At 59.9% G+C, this 15,035-nt stretch carries 14 protein-coding genes; 1 reads left to right on the top strand and 13 read right to left on the bottom strand.

Annotated elements, in window-relative coordinates; genetic code table 11:
• Positions 1-9 precede the first annotated feature (9 nt).
• The 8 genes from E1958_RS07420 to ppdK all read right to left on the bottom strand — a co-directional run bounded on the left by E1958_RS07420 (position 10) and on the right by ppdK (position 9,323).
• Complete coding sequence (locus E1958_RS07420; protein WP_243725244.1) at positions 10-2,160, bottom strand: RelA/SpoT family protein; 2,151 nt, start codon at positions 2,158-2,160, stop codon at positions 10-12.
• A gap of 135 nt (positions 2,161-2,295) precedes the next feature.
• Positions 2,296-2,583 (bottom strand): DNA-directed RNA polymerase subunit omega, encoded by a 288-nt coding sequence (gene rpoZ / locus E1958_RS07425; protein WP_133511317.1) that lies wholly within the window; start codon positions 2,581-2,583, stop codon positions 2,296-2,298.
• Between the two features lie 445 nt (positions 2,584-3,028).
• The gene (gmk, locus tag E1958_RS07430; protein ID WP_133511318.1) at positions 3,029-3,643 is read right to left on the bottom strand and encodes a guanylate kinase; all 615 of its coding nucleotides are present in this window, start codon (positions 3,641-3,643) and stop codon (positions 3,029-3,031) included.
• On the bottom strand, positions 3,640-4,506 hold the full coding sequence (locus tag E1958_RS07435) for a YicC/YloC family endoribonuclease (RefSeq protein ID WP_133511319.1): 867 nt from the start codon (positions 4,504-4,506) through the stop codon (positions 3,640-3,642). The genes gmk and E1958_RS07435 overlap by 4 nt, the downstream gene beginning before the upstream one ends.
• Positions 4,507-4,883: 377 nt before the next feature.
• Entirely contained in the window at positions 4,884-5,105 is a 222-nt protein-coding gene (locus tag E1958_RS07440) for a hypothetical protein (protein WP_133511320.1), read from the bottom strand.
• Between the two features lie 81 nt (positions 5,106-5,186).
• Entirely contained in the window at positions 5,187-5,564 is a 378-nt protein-coding gene (locus E1958_RS07445) for a hypothetical protein (protein ID WP_133511321.1), read from the bottom strand.
• Positions 5,561-6,049, bottom strand: coding sequence for a hypothetical protein (locus tag E1958_RS07450; protein ID WP_133511322.1), 489 nt, complete (start codon positions 6,047-6,049; stop codon positions 5,561-5,563). The genes E1958_RS07445 and E1958_RS07450 overlap by 4 nt, the downstream gene beginning before the upstream one ends.
• A 496-nt stretch (positions 6,050-6,545) precedes the next feature.
• The gene (gene ppdK, locus E1958_RS07455) at positions 6,546-9,323 is read right to left on the bottom strand and encodes a pyruvate, phosphate dikinase (protein ID WP_133511323.1); all 2,778 of its coding nucleotides are present in this window, start codon (positions 9,321-9,323) and stop codon (positions 6,546-6,548) included.
• Between the two features lie 377 nt (positions 9,324-9,700).
• Here ppdK and E1958_RS07460 point away from each other — a divergent pair, with 377 nt between their 5' ends.
• Entirely contained in the window at positions 9,701-9,937 is a 237-nt protein-coding gene (locus E1958_RS07460) for a hypothetical protein (protein WP_133511324.1), read from the top strand.
• 714 nt (positions 9,938-10,651) lie between these two features.
• Here the strand turns inward: E1958_RS07460 and E1958_RS07465 are convergent.
• The 5 genes from E1958_RS07465 to E1958_RS07485 form a co-directional block, all read right to left on the bottom strand.
• The gene (locus tag E1958_RS07465; RefSeq protein WP_133511325.1) at positions 10,652-11,863 is read right to left on the bottom strand and encodes a hypothetical protein; all 1,212 of its coding nucleotides are present in this window, start codon (positions 11,861-11,863) and stop codon (positions 10,652-10,654) included.
• Between the two features lie 301 nt (positions 11,864-12,164).
• Complete coding sequence (locus E1958_RS07470; RefSeq protein WP_243725245.1) at positions 12,165-12,413, bottom strand: type II toxin-antitoxin system Phd/YefM family antitoxin; 249 nt, start codon at positions 12,411-12,413, stop codon at positions 12,165-12,167.
• Positions 12,414-13,073: 660 nt separating this feature from the next.
• The gene (locus E1958_RS07475) at positions 13,074-13,715 is read right to left on the bottom strand and encodes a JAB domain-containing protein (protein ID WP_133511326.1); all 642 of its coding nucleotides are present in this window, start codon (positions 13,713-13,715) and stop codon (positions 13,074-13,076) included.
• 546 nt (positions 13,716-14,261) lie between these two features.
• Positions 14,262-14,684: a type II toxin-antitoxin system VapC family toxin gene (locus E1958_RS07480; protein ID WP_133511327.1), complete on the bottom strand. Its 423-nt coding sequence runs from the start codon at positions 14,682-14,684 to the stop codon at positions 14,262-14,264.
• Complete coding sequence (locus E1958_RS07485) at positions 14,681-14,938, bottom strand: FitA-like ribbon-helix-helix domain-containing protein (RefSeq protein WP_133511328.1); 258 nt, start codon at positions 14,936-14,938, stop codon at positions 14,681-14,683. Before E1958_RS07485 ends, E1958_RS07480 begins: the two co-directional genes overlap by 4 nt.
• Positions 14,939-15,035: the final 97 nt, after the last annotated feature.

Genomic DNA, 15,035 nt, shown 5'->3' on the forward strand with positions numbered 1-15,035 from the left:
AACTACGTACTAGCGCGGGATTCGAAAGATCCGCATGACCGGTGGAATCGCCCGCAGACGGCGGATAATCTGAGCCAAATGCTGTCGGTCATGCACTGTGATCAGGAAATCCAGGGCGGCACTCATACCGTCTTTTTCGGAGGACTGGACGTTCTCGATGTTAGAGCCCAGCTCGGCGATGGCGGCGGCAACCGTGGCCAAGGTGCCGCGGCGGTTGTTCACTTCGATCCGGATCCCGGTGGAGAAGTCGACGCCGGGCTCGGCCGCCCATTCCACATCCAGCCACTTGTCCCCCTGGCTTTGGAAATCCCCCAGGTTGCCGCACTCCTGGCGATGGACCACGATTCCCTTGCCGGGACTGAACAGCCCTACGATACCGTCACCCGGAATGGGCCGGCAGCAACGGGGGAAATTGACCATGATCCCCTCCGTGCCCTTGATGGGAAACCGATGTGGCCGCCCGGCTTCCTGCCCTGGTTGCACCTTCTCGGCAAGCTCATCGCCGCCGTCCGCGGCAAGCCGGCGTGCCACCAGGGCCGGCATCCGGTTGCCGAGCCCGATATCGACGAGCAGCTGGGCGGCGGAAGTCAAGTTGGAAGCGCTCAGATAGGCTTGCAAACGCTCCTGAGGTAGGTGTTGCCAGTCCAGGCCAAAGCCCTTCAGCTCTCCGTCGAGCAGGCGTTGCCCCAGCGCCTCGGCCTCTTGACGCTGCAGGTTCTTGAGGTAGGCGCGCACATTCGCGCGTGCCTTGCCGGTAACCACGAACTTGAGCCAGGCCGGGTTCGGCGCCGCCTCGGGGGAATTGATGATCTCTACCGTCTGGCCGTTGTGCAGCACGGTGCGTAAGGGCACCAGGTGCCGCTCGATGCGCGCCGCTACGCAGGTGTTGCCCACATCGGAATGGATGGCGTAGGCAAAGTCCACCACCGTGGCCCCCTTCGGCAACACCAGGATGCGCCCGCGGGGCGTGAAGACATAGACCTCATCCGGAAACAGGTCGATCTTGACGTGTTCGAGAAACTCCACCGAATCCCCGTACCCACGTTGCATTTCCAGCAGGTTCTGCAGCCAGTCCGCCGCCAAGGTCTGGGGATTGCCACCGTCGTCGTGGTCCGACTTGTACATCCAATGAGCGGCGATACCGCTGTCGGCGATATGCTGCATGTCCTCAGTGCGGATTTGGACCTCGATCGGCAGCCCCTGGGGTCCCATCAACACCGTATGCAGGGACTGGTAGCCGTTTGACTTGGGGATGGCGATATAGTCTTTGAACCTTCCCGGCACCGGTTTGTATAGGTTGTGTACCAAACCCAATACCCGATAACAGGTATCCACCTTATCGACGACCACCCGAAAGGCGAAGACATCCGCTACCTCGGAGAAGGAGCGATTTTTGTCCCGCATCTTACGGTAGATGCTGTAGATGTGCTTACAGCGGCCGGCCACGGTGCCCGTGATACCTTCCTGTTCCAGCCGTTCCCGCAGCGCCGTTTCCACGTTTTTCATCAGCTCGGTGCGGGCACCGCGCGCACGGCTCACGGCCCGCTCCAGGACGCGGTGGCGCCAGGGCCAATAGTGAGCAAAGCTCAAATCATCGAGCTCCACGCGGATGCCGTAGAGTCCCAGACGGTTGGCGATGGGGGCGTAGATTTCCAGGGTCTCCCGGGACACCCGGCGGCAGGTCGCGGGCACCATAACCCCCAAGGTGCGCATGTTGTGCAGGCGGTCCGTGAGCTTGATGAGGATGACCCGGATGTCCTTGGTCATGGCCAGCATCATCTTGCGAAAGTTGGCCGCCTGGGCCTCCTCCCGCGACCTGAAATCAATCTGGGTGAGCTTGCTGACGCCGTCGACCAGATCCGCGATCTCCTCATCGAAGACCGCGGCGAGCTGATCCCTCGCCGTGGCCGTGTCCTCGATCACGTCGTGGAGCAGGGCGGCCATGATGCACTTGTAGTCCATGCGCATCTCCGCCAAGAGGCGGGCGACTGCGATGGGGTGATGGATGTAGGGCTCGCCGGACTTACGCCACTGCCCCTCGTGGGCCTCGGCACCGAACAGATAGGCGCGGTAGACCTCCCGGATCTGCTCCGCGGAAAGATAGGAACCGAGAAAAGAGCACAGATCGCTGATCAGAAAGCGGGGCTTATCCACCGTCACGGCAGTCTTGCCTGGGAACGTAACCGACCGTAGAGAAGTCAGGACCGATCTAAGACGATCCCGCACGGCAACACCCAGCACCGGCACCGACCGGGATGTAAAGACTTCTCTCGGCGTAAACGGCACTTGTGGCGCCTACCCGAACCCCCCTCTGTACCCATCCGCGGTCAGCTCCTCGGCAAGCGCCCGCTCTACGGATTTGATGGTGTCTTCTTCCTGTGGTTCCGTGGCGGCGATGGACTCGGCGCTCAACGCACCTGCGGCGATCTCACGCAGGGCCATGACCGTGGGCCTGTCGTTCTCCCAGGGCAGCAGAGGCTCGACGCCGCGGGTCAATTGCCGGGCGCGTTTTGTCGCCAGCAGGACGAGTTCGAATCGATTGTCCACGTGCTCGAGACAATCCTCTACCGTAATGCGTGCCATCTGATGGTGCTCCGATCGGAAATTGGGGGTTCGAGGACGGCAGTGGCGTGTGCTTCACGCAATGCCGGGTGATCGTTCAAATCCCCACCGTACTAGGCTATCAAAAACTCGTACCGGCGACGACTCGCGCCTGCGCCGACCAGCGCAATATACCCTTCCCCCAAACAGCTGTCCGGAATTATTTGGTGCTACCCGAGAAGGTGTCGTGTTGCGTTACGCCGCGCTCGACGCCGTGCCCCCCGAAACGCTTTCCCGCGCGGCTAACGCAACCTACACACAAAGCGAGGTCCGCGCGGACAAGCCGCGTAGGGGGTAATGTGGGTGTAGTTGCGTTAAGACGCCGGCACTGATCTGGCAGACGATCAGCGAGCCTTGGGGCGTCGAACGCAACACGTCAAACCTTCCAGACAACGCCGAATCATTCAGGATTGCACTTCTCTAAGTTCTACTCCGCAAGCCCAGCCAGCAGGGATCCGAGTCGCGGCGCCTGGTGGGAGCACCGCAGCCGCTCGGCTCTGACCAGACAGGCCAAGTCGTTCAGCGCGGTGTCGAAGCGATCGTTCACCACCAGATAGGCGTACTCCGCGTAGTGCGACATCTCCGAGCGCGCCGCGGCCATCCGGTTCGCGATAACTTGGTCACTGTCCAAGCCACGGTTACGCAAACGCTGCTCCAACACCCGCGCCGAGGGCGGCAGGATGAAGACGGAGACGGCCTGCGGAAAGCGCATGCGAACCTGCCTGGCCCCCTGCCAGTCGATCTCCAGCAGGAGGTCCCGTCCTTGCTCCAGCTGCGAGCGCACGGTGGATTCCGCCGTCCCATAGTAATTGCCAAAGACCTGCGCATGCTCCAGAAACTCGCCCGCGGCGACCATGCGCCGGAACCGCTCCGGCGCGACGAAGTGATAATGGACGCCGTCCTGCTCGCCGGACCTGGGGGCCCGGGTGGTGAAAGATATCGCCACATGCAGACTCGATTCGCGCTCGAGCAACGCCTGGACAAGACTTGTCTTCCCCGCCCCCGAGGCGGCGGATAGGATAAACAAAATTCCCTTGTTCACTCTATATTCTGAACCTGCTCGCGCATCTGCTCGATCAGGACCTTCATCTCCACGGCCATGCGGGTGACCTCGAGGTCGGAGGATTTCGAAGCCAGGGTGTTGGCCTCCCGGTTGAGTTCCTGCATCAGGAAGTCCAGGCGGCGACCAACGGGTCCGCTTCCGTTCAACACCGATCGGCCCTCATCGATATGTGCCGCCAGACGATCCAGCTCCTCGTCCACATCCAAGCGTTGAGCAAGCAGCGCAAGCTCCTGCTCCAAGCGGTTCGGATCGAGCTCGGCGCGCACCTCCTGCAGCCGGTCGTGGATGCGCTCCCGCACCTCCGCCATGACTTGGGGCATGCGTTTCCGGATCCGGGTCACACAGGCGGCGAGCCTGTCACAGCGTTCCTGAATAAGACCGACCAGCCGTGCCCCTTCCCGCTCACGGGTCGCGACCAGGGAGGCCAGGGCCTGGTCCAATAGGTCCAGGGACCGCTGGATAACCGGCTCCCAATCAGGCGGCTGCTCTTGCAGCACGCCGGGCCAGCGCAGGAGATCGAACGGGGCGGGTTGCGCCCGGTGCCCGATGAGCTCCGCCACTTCGCCCCCGACGGCCAGCAGCTGCGCCAGGTAATGCCGGTTGATATGCAGGTTACAGCCCGTACTTGGACCCGGTACATGGCGGAGCGTACAGTCCAGCTTCCCCCGCCCGAGACCTGAGGCGAGGCGCTCACGCACCGCGGGCTCCAGTGTCCGCAGCCCCTCCGGGAGGCGCACGGAGGCTTCCAAATAACGATGATTGACGGAGCGTAGCTCCCAGGTCAGCTCGCCTTCATCCCCGGTCGCGGATGCACGGGCGAAGGCGGTCATGCTCTTAGTCACGGAGATCTCCGGAAGTAGACGGCGTACCATCCCTAGTACAGCAGTACCGAACTACCGATAACATCGGTTGAGTTCTGCGATTGGAAATTTTTTGCCGCGAATGAACGCAAATCGGCCGCAATCGGTTCGCTATGGGTTCTTGGTCCACTTCCGTTTATTTGCGGCCATTGGCGTTGATTTGCGGACAACTCTTCCGAGAAAACCCGGTTTGCTCAATATCAGCCCGTAGGCTGGGTTGAGGAACGAAACCCGGCACAAACGGCCGAAGTATGCCGGGTTAGGGCGCGTTCGACCTTGTCGGGCCCATACCGACATCGCAGCACGCGCCTAACCCAGCCTACTAACTCTATCTACCCGAGATTTACGGCACGGATCGGTCAGCGTGGGATATAACCCGCGGAGACGATCTCGCCAGTCGCGGCGTCGATTACGAAATATGATTTTGTGCCTAGCTGGCCTGCGTTGGTCTCTATCTCGAAGCGCTTTAAACCACCGAACCAACCGTGAAAAGGCACGATCTCTACCGGCTCGGGGAATGCCCAGCCCTTCTCGGCGGCATGCTTACGGGCAATCTCGATTGCAATGTCACTGTCGATCATGAGCAGAACCTCTTGGATATCAATGATTCATAGCTCCTTTCGGGGGCTTTCCCGTCTATTTGCCGGCAGGCAGGAAGCTACCTACTCGGTGGGTGGTTGTGACTGGGGGATGGGTCTCTGAGAGATCGACACCCGAAACAGGACTCCGCCAAGTGTGATCGTGCCGATTGCGCTACCTTCAAAGCCTAACTGGGAGACAGTCACGTAGCCACTTTGCACCGGGAATCGGTACATGCCGAGCGCCCGAGCGAGGCCATGGACGCGTAGCTGAGCATAGCCCTCGGCCAGGGCCTCCTCCAGGTAGCGCAAAAATGCCGAGCGCGAATAGGCGGACATCCTGAGTCTTGCGCGGATCTGGCGGAGGGGACCGGTGCGCGGAGAGAAGTAGCGGTGGACAAGTTCGTGGAACAATGCAAGACGTTGTTCGGTCAGGGATTGGTTGCGAGCGATCATAATCACGCCATACTCGGTCGTTCCGCCCGAGCCGCCACCGGGAATCCGCGGTGGCCGTGAGATCCGAAGAGCATTCCCGGCAGGAGGTGGGGTACCAACCTTCGGAGGTGGATCAATTTTTGGGCGCCCGCGCGCGATGACACAGCTCGTCCTTGTCCGCGCAACAGGAGCGATTGGACTGTAGAGATCCCGAGCAGGGTCACCGCACGAGCGAAATGGCGACCGGCTTGCTCTAAATCGGCCTCGGAGCGTGCGTTAATCGCGCCAGTCACAAAGTCGTAGAACTCGCTTGCGCCTTCGAACACAGCGAAACCGAGTATGAATACGCCGGTTCCCAGAAGGATGACATCGACAATCCGACCGAAGCCAAAGAAGTGGGAGCCGGCCCACACAACCAGCGTACCAGCTATGATCGCAAGGGTTTCCGGCCTAAGCATGGCCTCGACGATGGCCCGAGCCTGAGCGGGCACATGTGGCAGCGATCGTTGCATTGCATCTGCGATCTTATCTGTGGATGACATGCGCGCAATCTGTACGTGAGTCAACATTGACTCCTCCTCCGTAAGTTAAGCGGCATGCTTGACACGAAACATCGAATATTGGGCACGCCCGCCCCCAAAGATCCGGTTCGCGCCATCCCTGGCGCTCACCACATCCTACGGGCTATCTTTAATCGGCGAGAAGCGCCGCATGGGCCGCGGCCAGTCTGGCTACCGGCACCCGCGGCGCCGAGCTCGCGTAGGGCGGATAAGCTTGCGCCATCCGCCGTCTGCCAGCCACCTCCGTCGCCCTGGCCTGACCCAACCTACGGGCTCACCACGAAAAATACGAAAGCGCAATTGGTCCGTACAGCCTATTGGTGGGCACAGCCCACCCTACGCTTACCGCTCGCAAACAGGTCCGTAGCACCAAGGCGCTACGGGCCTATCGGTCGGGAAAGGTGGATCGGCGTTTTGTTTCCGTTTACCGATCCACCGGCGGGTGCGCTCAGCCGGCAAGCAGCGCCGCATGGGCCGCGGCCAGTCTGGCTACCGGCACCCGGGGCGCCGAGCAGCTCACGTAATCCAGGCCGATCCGGTGGCAGAAGCCAATGGAATCCGGATGGCCGCCGTGTTCGCCGCAGATGCCTACGTGCATGTCGGGGCGGATCTCCTTGCCCCACTCCACAGCAAGCTCCATGAGCTTACCCACGCCCTTGATATCCAGCACCTCGAAGGGGTTGTTCTGTAGGATTCCCGACTGGCTGTACAGGGGCAGGAATTTGTTCTCGGCGTCTTCCCGCGAGAAGGAGAAGGCGGCCTGGGTGAGGTCGTTGGTGCCAAAGGAGAAAAATTCCGCCACCTCGGCCAGGGAACCGGCCTCCATACAGGCGCGCACGACCTCGATCATGGTGCCGAACTGGAAATCTACCGGACGCCCGTCACGTTGCTTGATCTCTTCGTGGATCTCGTCCACATAGTCCTTGACCCACAGCAGCTCTTCCTGGGTGCATACCTGAGGGACCTTGATCCGGGGTTGAATCCGGATACCCGCCTTGGCGCAGTCGGCGGCCGCCTCCAGGATGGCCCGGATCTGCATCCTGTAGATCTCCGGAAAGCTGATACCCAGCCGCACGCCGCGGTGACCGAGCATGGGATTGGTCTCGTAGAGGACACGCACCTTGTGCAGCATGGCCTCCTTTTTGGCGATGGCCGCCTCCACCAGGATCGGGTCCACCACCCGGCGTACCCTATTGATCTCGGCGCGGTGTTTGTCGGGGGCCTGGATGAGGCCGATGGCACCCTCGAGGACCGTCACACCGCGCATGGTCTCGCTCAAGCTGCGCAGGGCCTCCAGGTCACGCTCCAGCTGGCGCTCGTCCGGCAGGAACTCGTGGATCGGCGGGTCTAACAGGCGAATAGTGACGGGGTTCGGGGCCATGACCTGGAACAGCTCCTTGAAGTCGGCCCGTTGTAGGGGTAACAGCCGGTCCAGGGCCGCTTGGCGCTCCTCCGGGGTCTCGGCCATGATCATCTCGATGACGATGGGCAAGCGGTCCACGGCGTTGAACATGCGCTCGGTGCGGGCCAACCCGATGCCCACGGCACCGTACCTGACGGCCCGACGGGCGTCGTCGGGAAGGTCCGCGTTGGCCCACACCTGGAGTCGGGCCACCTCGTCCGCCCACTCCAGGATTTGGTCGAGCTCCTGGGTAAAGTCCGGCTCCACGGTGGGGATCTCGCCGAGATAGACCTTGCCCGTGCTGCCGTCGATAGTGATGACGTCTCCCTCGCAGAAGCTGGATGCCCCCACCTGGGCCTCGCGGCGTTCCACATCGACACTGATGCCCTCGGCGCCGGCCACACAGGGCTTGCCCATGCCCCGGGCTACCACCGCCGCGTGGGAGGTCTTGCCGCCGCGGGAGGTGAGGATACCCTGGGCGGCGAAGAAGCCGTGGATGTCCTCGGGCTTGGTCTCCTCCCGCACCAGGATCACCTTGTGGCCCAGTTCCTTGCCCATCTGCTCGGCGCGGTCCGCGTCGAACACGGCGATGCCGGAGGCAGCCCCGGGCGAGGCCGGTAGGCCCTGGGCCACCGGCTCGGCACGCACCTCGGGGTCGAGGCGGGGAAACAGCATCTGCTCCAGCGACTCGGGCTGGATACGCAACAGGGCCTCTTGCTTGTCGATCAGCCCCTCACGTTCCATCTCCACCGAGGTATGCACCATGGCGGTGGCGTTCATCTTGCCATTGCGGGTTTGTAGGCAGAACAAGCGACCGCGCTCGATGGTAAACTCGAAGTCCTGGACTTCATGATAATGGGTCTCCAGCTTGTCGCGCAGCTCGGCGAGCTCTGTGGCCAGCTGTGGCATCTCGGCCGTCATCCGGTCGATGGGTTTGGGGGTGCGGATACCCGCCACCACGTCCTCGCCCTGGGCATTGACCAGATACTCGCCGAAGAGCTTGTTTTCGCCGGTCCCCGGATTGCGGGTAAAGGCCACGCCGGTGGCGCTGTTTTCCCCGCGATTCCCGAACACCATGGTCTGGATGTTCACCGCCGTGCCGTTGGCCATGTCCGGGGTGATATTGAACTGCTTCCGGTAATCTACGGCCCGTTTGCCCATCCAGGAGTTGAATACCGCCTTGATCGCGAGCTCGAGCTGCGCGAAGGGGTCTGCGGGGAAGGGCCTGCCGGTGGTCTCTGCCACCACCTGGAGGAAGCGCTCACTGATCTCCTGGAGGTCGTCGGCGCTGAGCGCGACGTCTTCCGTGACCCCGACCTGCTGCTTGACCGCCTCTAATTGCTGATCGAAGCGTTCGTCCGGCACGCCTTGCGCCACCTTGCCGAAGAGCTGGATAAAGCGCCGATAGGCGTCGTAGCCGAAACGGCGATCACCTGTCTGGGCGATCACGCCCTCCAGGGTCGTGGCGTTGAGGCCCAGGTTGAGGATGGTGTCCATCATGCCCGGCATGGACAAGGCGGAGCCCGAGCGCACCGAGACCAGCAAGGGGTTCTTGGCATCGCCGAAGCCCTTGCCGGTCTGGGTCTCGAGCTTGCGCATGTGGGCCCGGACCTCGTCCATGATGCCCGCCGGCAGCTCCCGTGACGGGGAGTCCAGATACTCGAGACAGGCCACGGTGGAAATCACAAATCCTGGAGGTACGTTCAACCCGATCTGGGTCATCTCACACAGATTCGACCCCTTGCCACCCAGGAGCTTCTTGTTCTTTCCATCCCCCTCGGTGAATGCAAAGACATGTTTCTTCGTGCCGGTTGCAACGCTCATCGGTCGGTTTTACCTCAATTTGGTTTATGAAATTTCGATCTGCGGGCAAGGATACCATCAAATAGTTTGCAATCCCCCTGCCAAGCTTGTCCCGAACCGAAGGGAGGGATCTTCCGAGCAGATAGGGTCCCCTGTGCGGACCTGCTCCCTTTTGCCCCTCACCCCAACCCCCCTACCTGTGCGTCCCGCACGCAGACGGGTCTCCCAGGGGGAGAGGGGTTTTATATCGAAATCGGGATCGGGATCGAAGTCGGAATTCCGATTGCGATCCCGACTTCGATCCCGATCTCAACCGACCGACAAGGCGTGAGATTTTTGTGCCGTGCACAAACTTGACTCATTTGTAAAGATTCAGGTCCCTCAAGGATCCTAGCCGCATGAAACAAGCAACCATTACCTTTTCGGATAACCCTGAGCAGACCCTTGAGCGATTCGCCGAGGAGCGGGAGATGCCGATGCAGCCCACGGTGGGCGTTCAAGAGGCTGGCGGGGAGTACCCGGGTGAGCGCGGCTATCTCCGGGCATCCTCCGTACTTCGCATCCGCCCGGCTAAACACAGTAGCGGTCAAAAAAACGTGAGCATTTCACACGACCGCTATCTTGCTTCCAAGTGACACGGGCCGTTCTCGCCGATATGGGGCCACTGTACGCTGCGGTCGATGTCGATGACCAGTCCGTAGGATGCGGTGAGCGCGGTGGTTCTTAGCTTGCTGGCCGGTGCATGTTCTCCCCGCGCGAACCGCATCAATGGATGGCCCGTGCCCAGCAAGTTGGGTACGTTGCCGTCCGAAGATGTGGTTCGCTGCCTGCCTGCCCCGTCCCGAGGGTGTCGTAAAAGGTGACGCTCGACGCAATTTAGGGATGGACCACCATTTCCGGACGCTGCAAGTGATTGAAAATGAAGGAAACGGGAAATCACGTAATTCCGTTCCCGCTCCTCAACAGCCCACGGACAGGCTTTTGCGACACCCTCCGAGGGAGAGGGGTTCACGCCTCGCCAGTCTGAGGCGAAGCACCTACTTGATGCGGTTCGCGCTACCTGGCAGTGCCATCCTGAAAGATCTCCCGCGCTCACCGCATCCTACGGGCTGAATCCGACCTCCCAGGATTACCGCAACGCTACAGTGCTGGTCAGCCGGTTTCCCGACCAGTCCATCTCGCTGTTCGATGCCACATTGGCCACCTTGGCATCCAGATTAAGACTCCCGGTCTGGACCTATGACCATCACTTCAACTCGATGCAAACCGCCGTTTGGCGCTGAATTCAGATGACGGACGGGGCACTTGGCCGGACCCGCAGCTAGGCGGCGTGTAGCAGGGTCCTTCCATCAGGGCCGCTGCGCCAGAAACAGACGCAGCAGCTGGGGATGGATTTCCGAAAGCTCACGCCGCAGTCCGATGTCATCGTCGCCGGTAACCAGGCGGTATAGCAGCCGATAGGCGGTACCGCGTTCGTCGGACGGTATCGAATCCGGTGCCAAGGAGACCGCCGTAACGGGTTCCTGCAGCAGCAACCAGGCTGGGAAGTCCTCGGTATCCAATGGCGGGTCCAGGTCGCCGAATCCGTCCCAAAGCTCGGCGAGACGGCGACCGGGGAACCGGGACGAGGCGAAGGTCTGCTCGGCCTTAAGGGGATGCTCCCAGCACAGCCACATCCAGTCCGCCCGCGCGGCCCCCAGGTTGGCCTCTAGGTTGCGCCGGTGCCAACAGGCCTCGGCGTGGGCCAGCAGAAGCGACGGCTCGCCGCGCCAATCGCGCTCTGCCTCCACCGCCTCACAAACCGCATCCCAACGCCCGGCCCGGGCCCAGGCGAAGCTGGCATGGAGCTTCGGGGCGCCGGGCTCGAAGACCCGTCCGCCGAGGGACTCCGCGAGATCCGACCACAGGGGGGCAAGAAAGTCCCGATCCCGATGCCCCAGGAGCTCCCGCGCCAGTGGCTCGATGGCCAGCAGTTCCCGGAGGCGATCGCCAGGGACCATGGTATCCGGGTCGTCGATGACCTGGATCAAGCGCAGGAAGCCGCGCAGGCGGCGATGGTGCGGGTCTTGCCGTACCAGCCGTGTGACCTGCTCCCGGGCCTGATCGATACGGCGCTCGGCCAGGGCCCGTTGGATCTCCTGCTCCAACAAGGGTACGGTGCCGTCCTGAAACAGGTCCGGTTGGGGCCGGTCCGGGGGTGGGGCGAAGACCAGGGCACAGGCACGGACCAGACGGGCCTGGTCGCCGATGCGCAACGGCATACCGACACCGGCCCAACCGCGGTGCTCCAAGGGTATCGCCGCGAGCCCCTGTTCCGCGACGTAGGCCCCGACCGCTTCCAACAGCTCGGCGACATCCGTCGGCGCGGCACGGAGGAGGCCCTGGATGGTGGGCTCGTGCCCCATCCGCCAGGCCTCGTAGTCCTCGTAGGCCAAGAGGTCGGCCGCCAGCAACAGCTCCAACGGATCCAGCCGCCCCTGTTCGAGCAGGAGCCGGTCCGCCAGGGTTTTGAGGGCGTTGTCGGAGAGCAGATTGCCTAACACCAGCCGTAACCGGCGCATTTGCAGTGAGCGCAGCGAACAAAAAACGCGTCCGAGTCGACGGCCTTGTTATGTGCTGCTACCGAGCAAGCCGGTGCGCACCATCGAATGTCGGGCTAGGGCGCGTTCGAAGGTGTTTGCATCCCCCACCATCGAAAGGCGCGCCTAACCCGACCTACAAGACTTAACTTAATGGCATTGGCTTGAGGCAGGGAAGGGTACCGAGCCCGCGTAGGGCGGGAAAGCGCAGCGCATCCCGCCTTTTCTCCGCGGCGCAGAGCTTCCACGTTCCCAATAATCATCCCACGCTTTTTGGTGCCAACTAACCATTTTTTAATTCTTTTTCTTCAAAGATACCATCCCTAATATCCCTGATCGCTTGATCCAGCCTTTCTTTATTCTTTTCAGATTTCATCAAGTACGCTGTTTCATTATAGGCACTTTGGTGATCCATACGTTCTTCAATAATTTCCAAAACAGCTTGTTCTGGAGTTTGTCCTACTTGAATTGCAAAGTTAGTAATCTTCCTTTGCAGTTCATCTGAAAAATCAATAGTCAATATTTCAACCACCTCTTCTTCTCTGTAATTGGCTAACGACCAAGCTCAGCGATAGCCGAGACGAAACGGCTTTGTGCAATAATTGAGCGTAGCGAAATGCACAAATGTCGCGCAGTTTCGGATGTCCGCTGGAGCGATTTGTTAGCGGCTATTTGCCATGAGCTGCATCATATGCGATGAAAGCGAAAACACTTACAACAACAACCAAGACAATCGTTGACAGAATATCCATTTATAAGTCCTCAAGGGTTGATATTAAATGCTTGATTTTCTTGTGCACGAAAAGTACCGCAACGGTAATGTATGATAGTTCGCAAGTATAGCACCTCCTGTTTTCAGGTCAGATTTCGTCCCAGCATTTTGTCAAGAGCCAACCAATAAGAGAGATATCTGAAACGACCAAGACCCCCAGCCAGAACTTCAGATAAGCGATTGTTTCTTTGACGATATCTAGTTGTGACATGACTCTGATTCTGTGTTTTTACCATATTTTGGTTCGTTGCACATTTGCCGCTAACGCTTGGGCTCAGGCGCCCAATGCCGCGTGGCACTGAGCTTGAAGGTTGCTGAGGAGCCGGACCGCGGCATTGGGTCGCCTGCAGCCAAATGTTAGGCGAATGAGCCGTGAAAAACGACCCATTAATTGAGCCTGACCCCTTTTCTCTCTCGGCCTTATAGTTTTTTAATCTCTTCGATTGAAAGTCCTGAAGTTTTGGCAATGATCTTTATACTGATTTCTTCTTGCTTCATTGCCTTTGCTATTTCAATAACTTTCTTTTCCGCAAATTGAATCCCTTCTTTTAATCCTTCTTCTTTACCTTCCGTTTTGCCTTCATTCCTATATCTCTCCTTGAGTTTATAAGGCAGAATCCAGCGTTCGCTTGCCTGAAGTTTCTTGAAGATCCCCGAATCGACAAAGCTATGATAGGTTTCGTCGCTGATGATGAGATGATCGATCACTTCGACCTTAAGGAATTTGCCTGCCTGGATAAAATGATCGGTGAGATCCTGATCTTCGATTGAAGGCGTCACATTTCCACCGGGGTGGTTATGGACCATAATAACCTGAACGGCGAGCTTGTAAATCGCCATGCGGAAGGCTTCTCTGGGGTTGATGTTTGCCATGTTGGAAGACCCCAGAGCGACCAATTCGATATAGAGGATCTTGTTGGCTTGATTCAAACCCACCATCCAGAAGTGTTCCTGACCTTGACCGATTTTATTTTCTCTACGGAGAATTTGGCGCATGATCAGATAAATGTCTTCCGCACTGTTTACGGTGACTTTTTGTTGCTTGCTTAATTTGACTTCCATTGCGGAGCCTCTATAGAACGCCTAACAGGTAGTAGACGGCGAGTCGCCGTGTTTAAGTACGTCGAAACGCCTTATATACCGCAACTATTGCTTCTTTTTCAAATTCATGAATATCTCCATCAGCCCGCGTAGGGCGGGAAAGCGCAGCGCATCCCGCCTTTTCTCCGCGGCGCGGAGCTTCCACGTTCCCACGCAGCGCGTGGGAACGAGAAATACGTTCTACGCCCCACCACCAGGGGGTAGGTACACCGCCAGCGCCTCCTCGTAGAGCCCGTAGGGCGGGTCAGGCGCGTGCGCCAAGCGGCCGCGATTGCCGCGGCGGTGGGCGCGCCGTCACCCGCCGGATGGCTGACCTCCCGTAGGGTGGGCTGTGCCCACCACCTCGGTACAGGAGCCGAAGTCGTGTTCGCTTTTTGAATCCGCAGATTACGCAGATTTTCACAGATTATTTCTTTCTTCATCTGCGGAAATCTGCGTTATCTGCGGATAAAAAAGAGGTAACTGGCATACGGCGGATGGCGCAAGCTTATCCGCCCTACGCAGGCCTCAGGGTCCCTTCCAGGGATCAACCAGATCCAGATCGTCCAAAAAGTCGAAATCTTTTCTGTTGCGGGTTGCCAGCTCAAGGTTGTTGGCGTAAGCGATAGCCGCGATCTGGGCATCCTCGACCGCTACGGGTCGTCCCAGGCGCTTGGAGCGGATCAGGATACTTGCGTAGTGTGGGGCAACCGCGCAATCGAACGCCAAACAACGTCCGTGGAGCGCGGAGAAAACGACCTGCGCGGCTAAACGCAACGCCTCGCGTCGCCGACCATCCGGCAGCAACAGGATACCTGTCTCGATCTCGGCCTTTGTGACAGCCGATATATGGAGGTGGCTCGGGCGCTGGCAGTCGAGCCACGCGATGACCTCAGGCTCAGGAACCACCTTCATCCACTCGGAGACCACGTTCGTATCGAGCAGGATCACTGACCATCTGCTCCGAAATCAGGTGCCGGACGCGGAGCGGAGCGCGCTGGAAGTGTAAGCTCGCCACCGCCGGTCAGCGCGAGTATGCGCGTATGAACACGGCTGCCCAACCCGTCTTGCTCGCGTTCGACCACCAGCGCCTCGCGCAGGATCTGCCGAACTTCCTCTTCCATCGAGTGTCCGTGACCCCCTGCCCGCAGGCGCAGTCGGCCCTTTAGATCATCATCGAGATTTCGCACCGTTAACATTGCCATCGATCAAACTCCCAACGTGCATTCACTGCATGCAGTGTAGTAGGTCGGCTCGGCTCAAACAAGGGAAATGTCGGCAGTGATTAGTGATTAGAGTTGT

The sequence above is a fragment of the Candidatus Thiosymbion oneisti genome (assembly GCF_004359955.1).
GTDB lineage: Bacteria > Pseudomonadota > Gammaproteobacteria > Chromatiales > Chromatiaceae > Thiosymbion > Thiosymbion oneisti.

Coding starts and splice junctions, on each gene's coding strand:
- rpoZ (WP_133511317.1), bottom strand. CDS start 2,583: ATGGCACGCATTACGGTAGAGGATTGTCTCGAGCACGTGGACAATCGA.
- E1958_RS07440 (WP_133511320.1), bottom strand. CDS start 5,105: ATGATCGACAGTGACATTGCAATCGAGATTGCCCGTAAGCATGCCGCC.
- E1958_RS07450 (WP_133511322.1), bottom strand. CDS start 6,049: ATGCAACGATCGCTGCCACATGTGCCCGCTCAGGCTCGGGCCATCGTC.
- ppdK (WP_133511323.1), bottom strand. CDS start 9,323: ATGAGCGTTGCAACCGGCACGAAGAAACATGTCTTTGCATTCACCGAG.
- E1958_RS07460 (WP_133511324.1), top strand. CDS start 9,701: ATGAAACAAGCAACCATTACCTTTTCGGATAACCCTGAGCAGACCCTT.
- E1958_RS07465 (WP_133511325.1), bottom strand. CDS start 11,863: ATGCGCCGGTTACGGCTGGTGTTAGGCAATCTGCTCTCCGACAACGCC.
- E1958_RS07475 (WP_133511326.1), bottom strand. CDS start 13,715: ATGGAAGTCAAATTAAGCAAGCAACAAAAAGTCACCGTAAACAGTGCG.
- E1958_RS07485 (WP_133511328.1), bottom strand. CDS start 14,938: ATGGCAATGTTAACGGTGCGAAATCTCGATGATGATCTAAAGGGCCGA.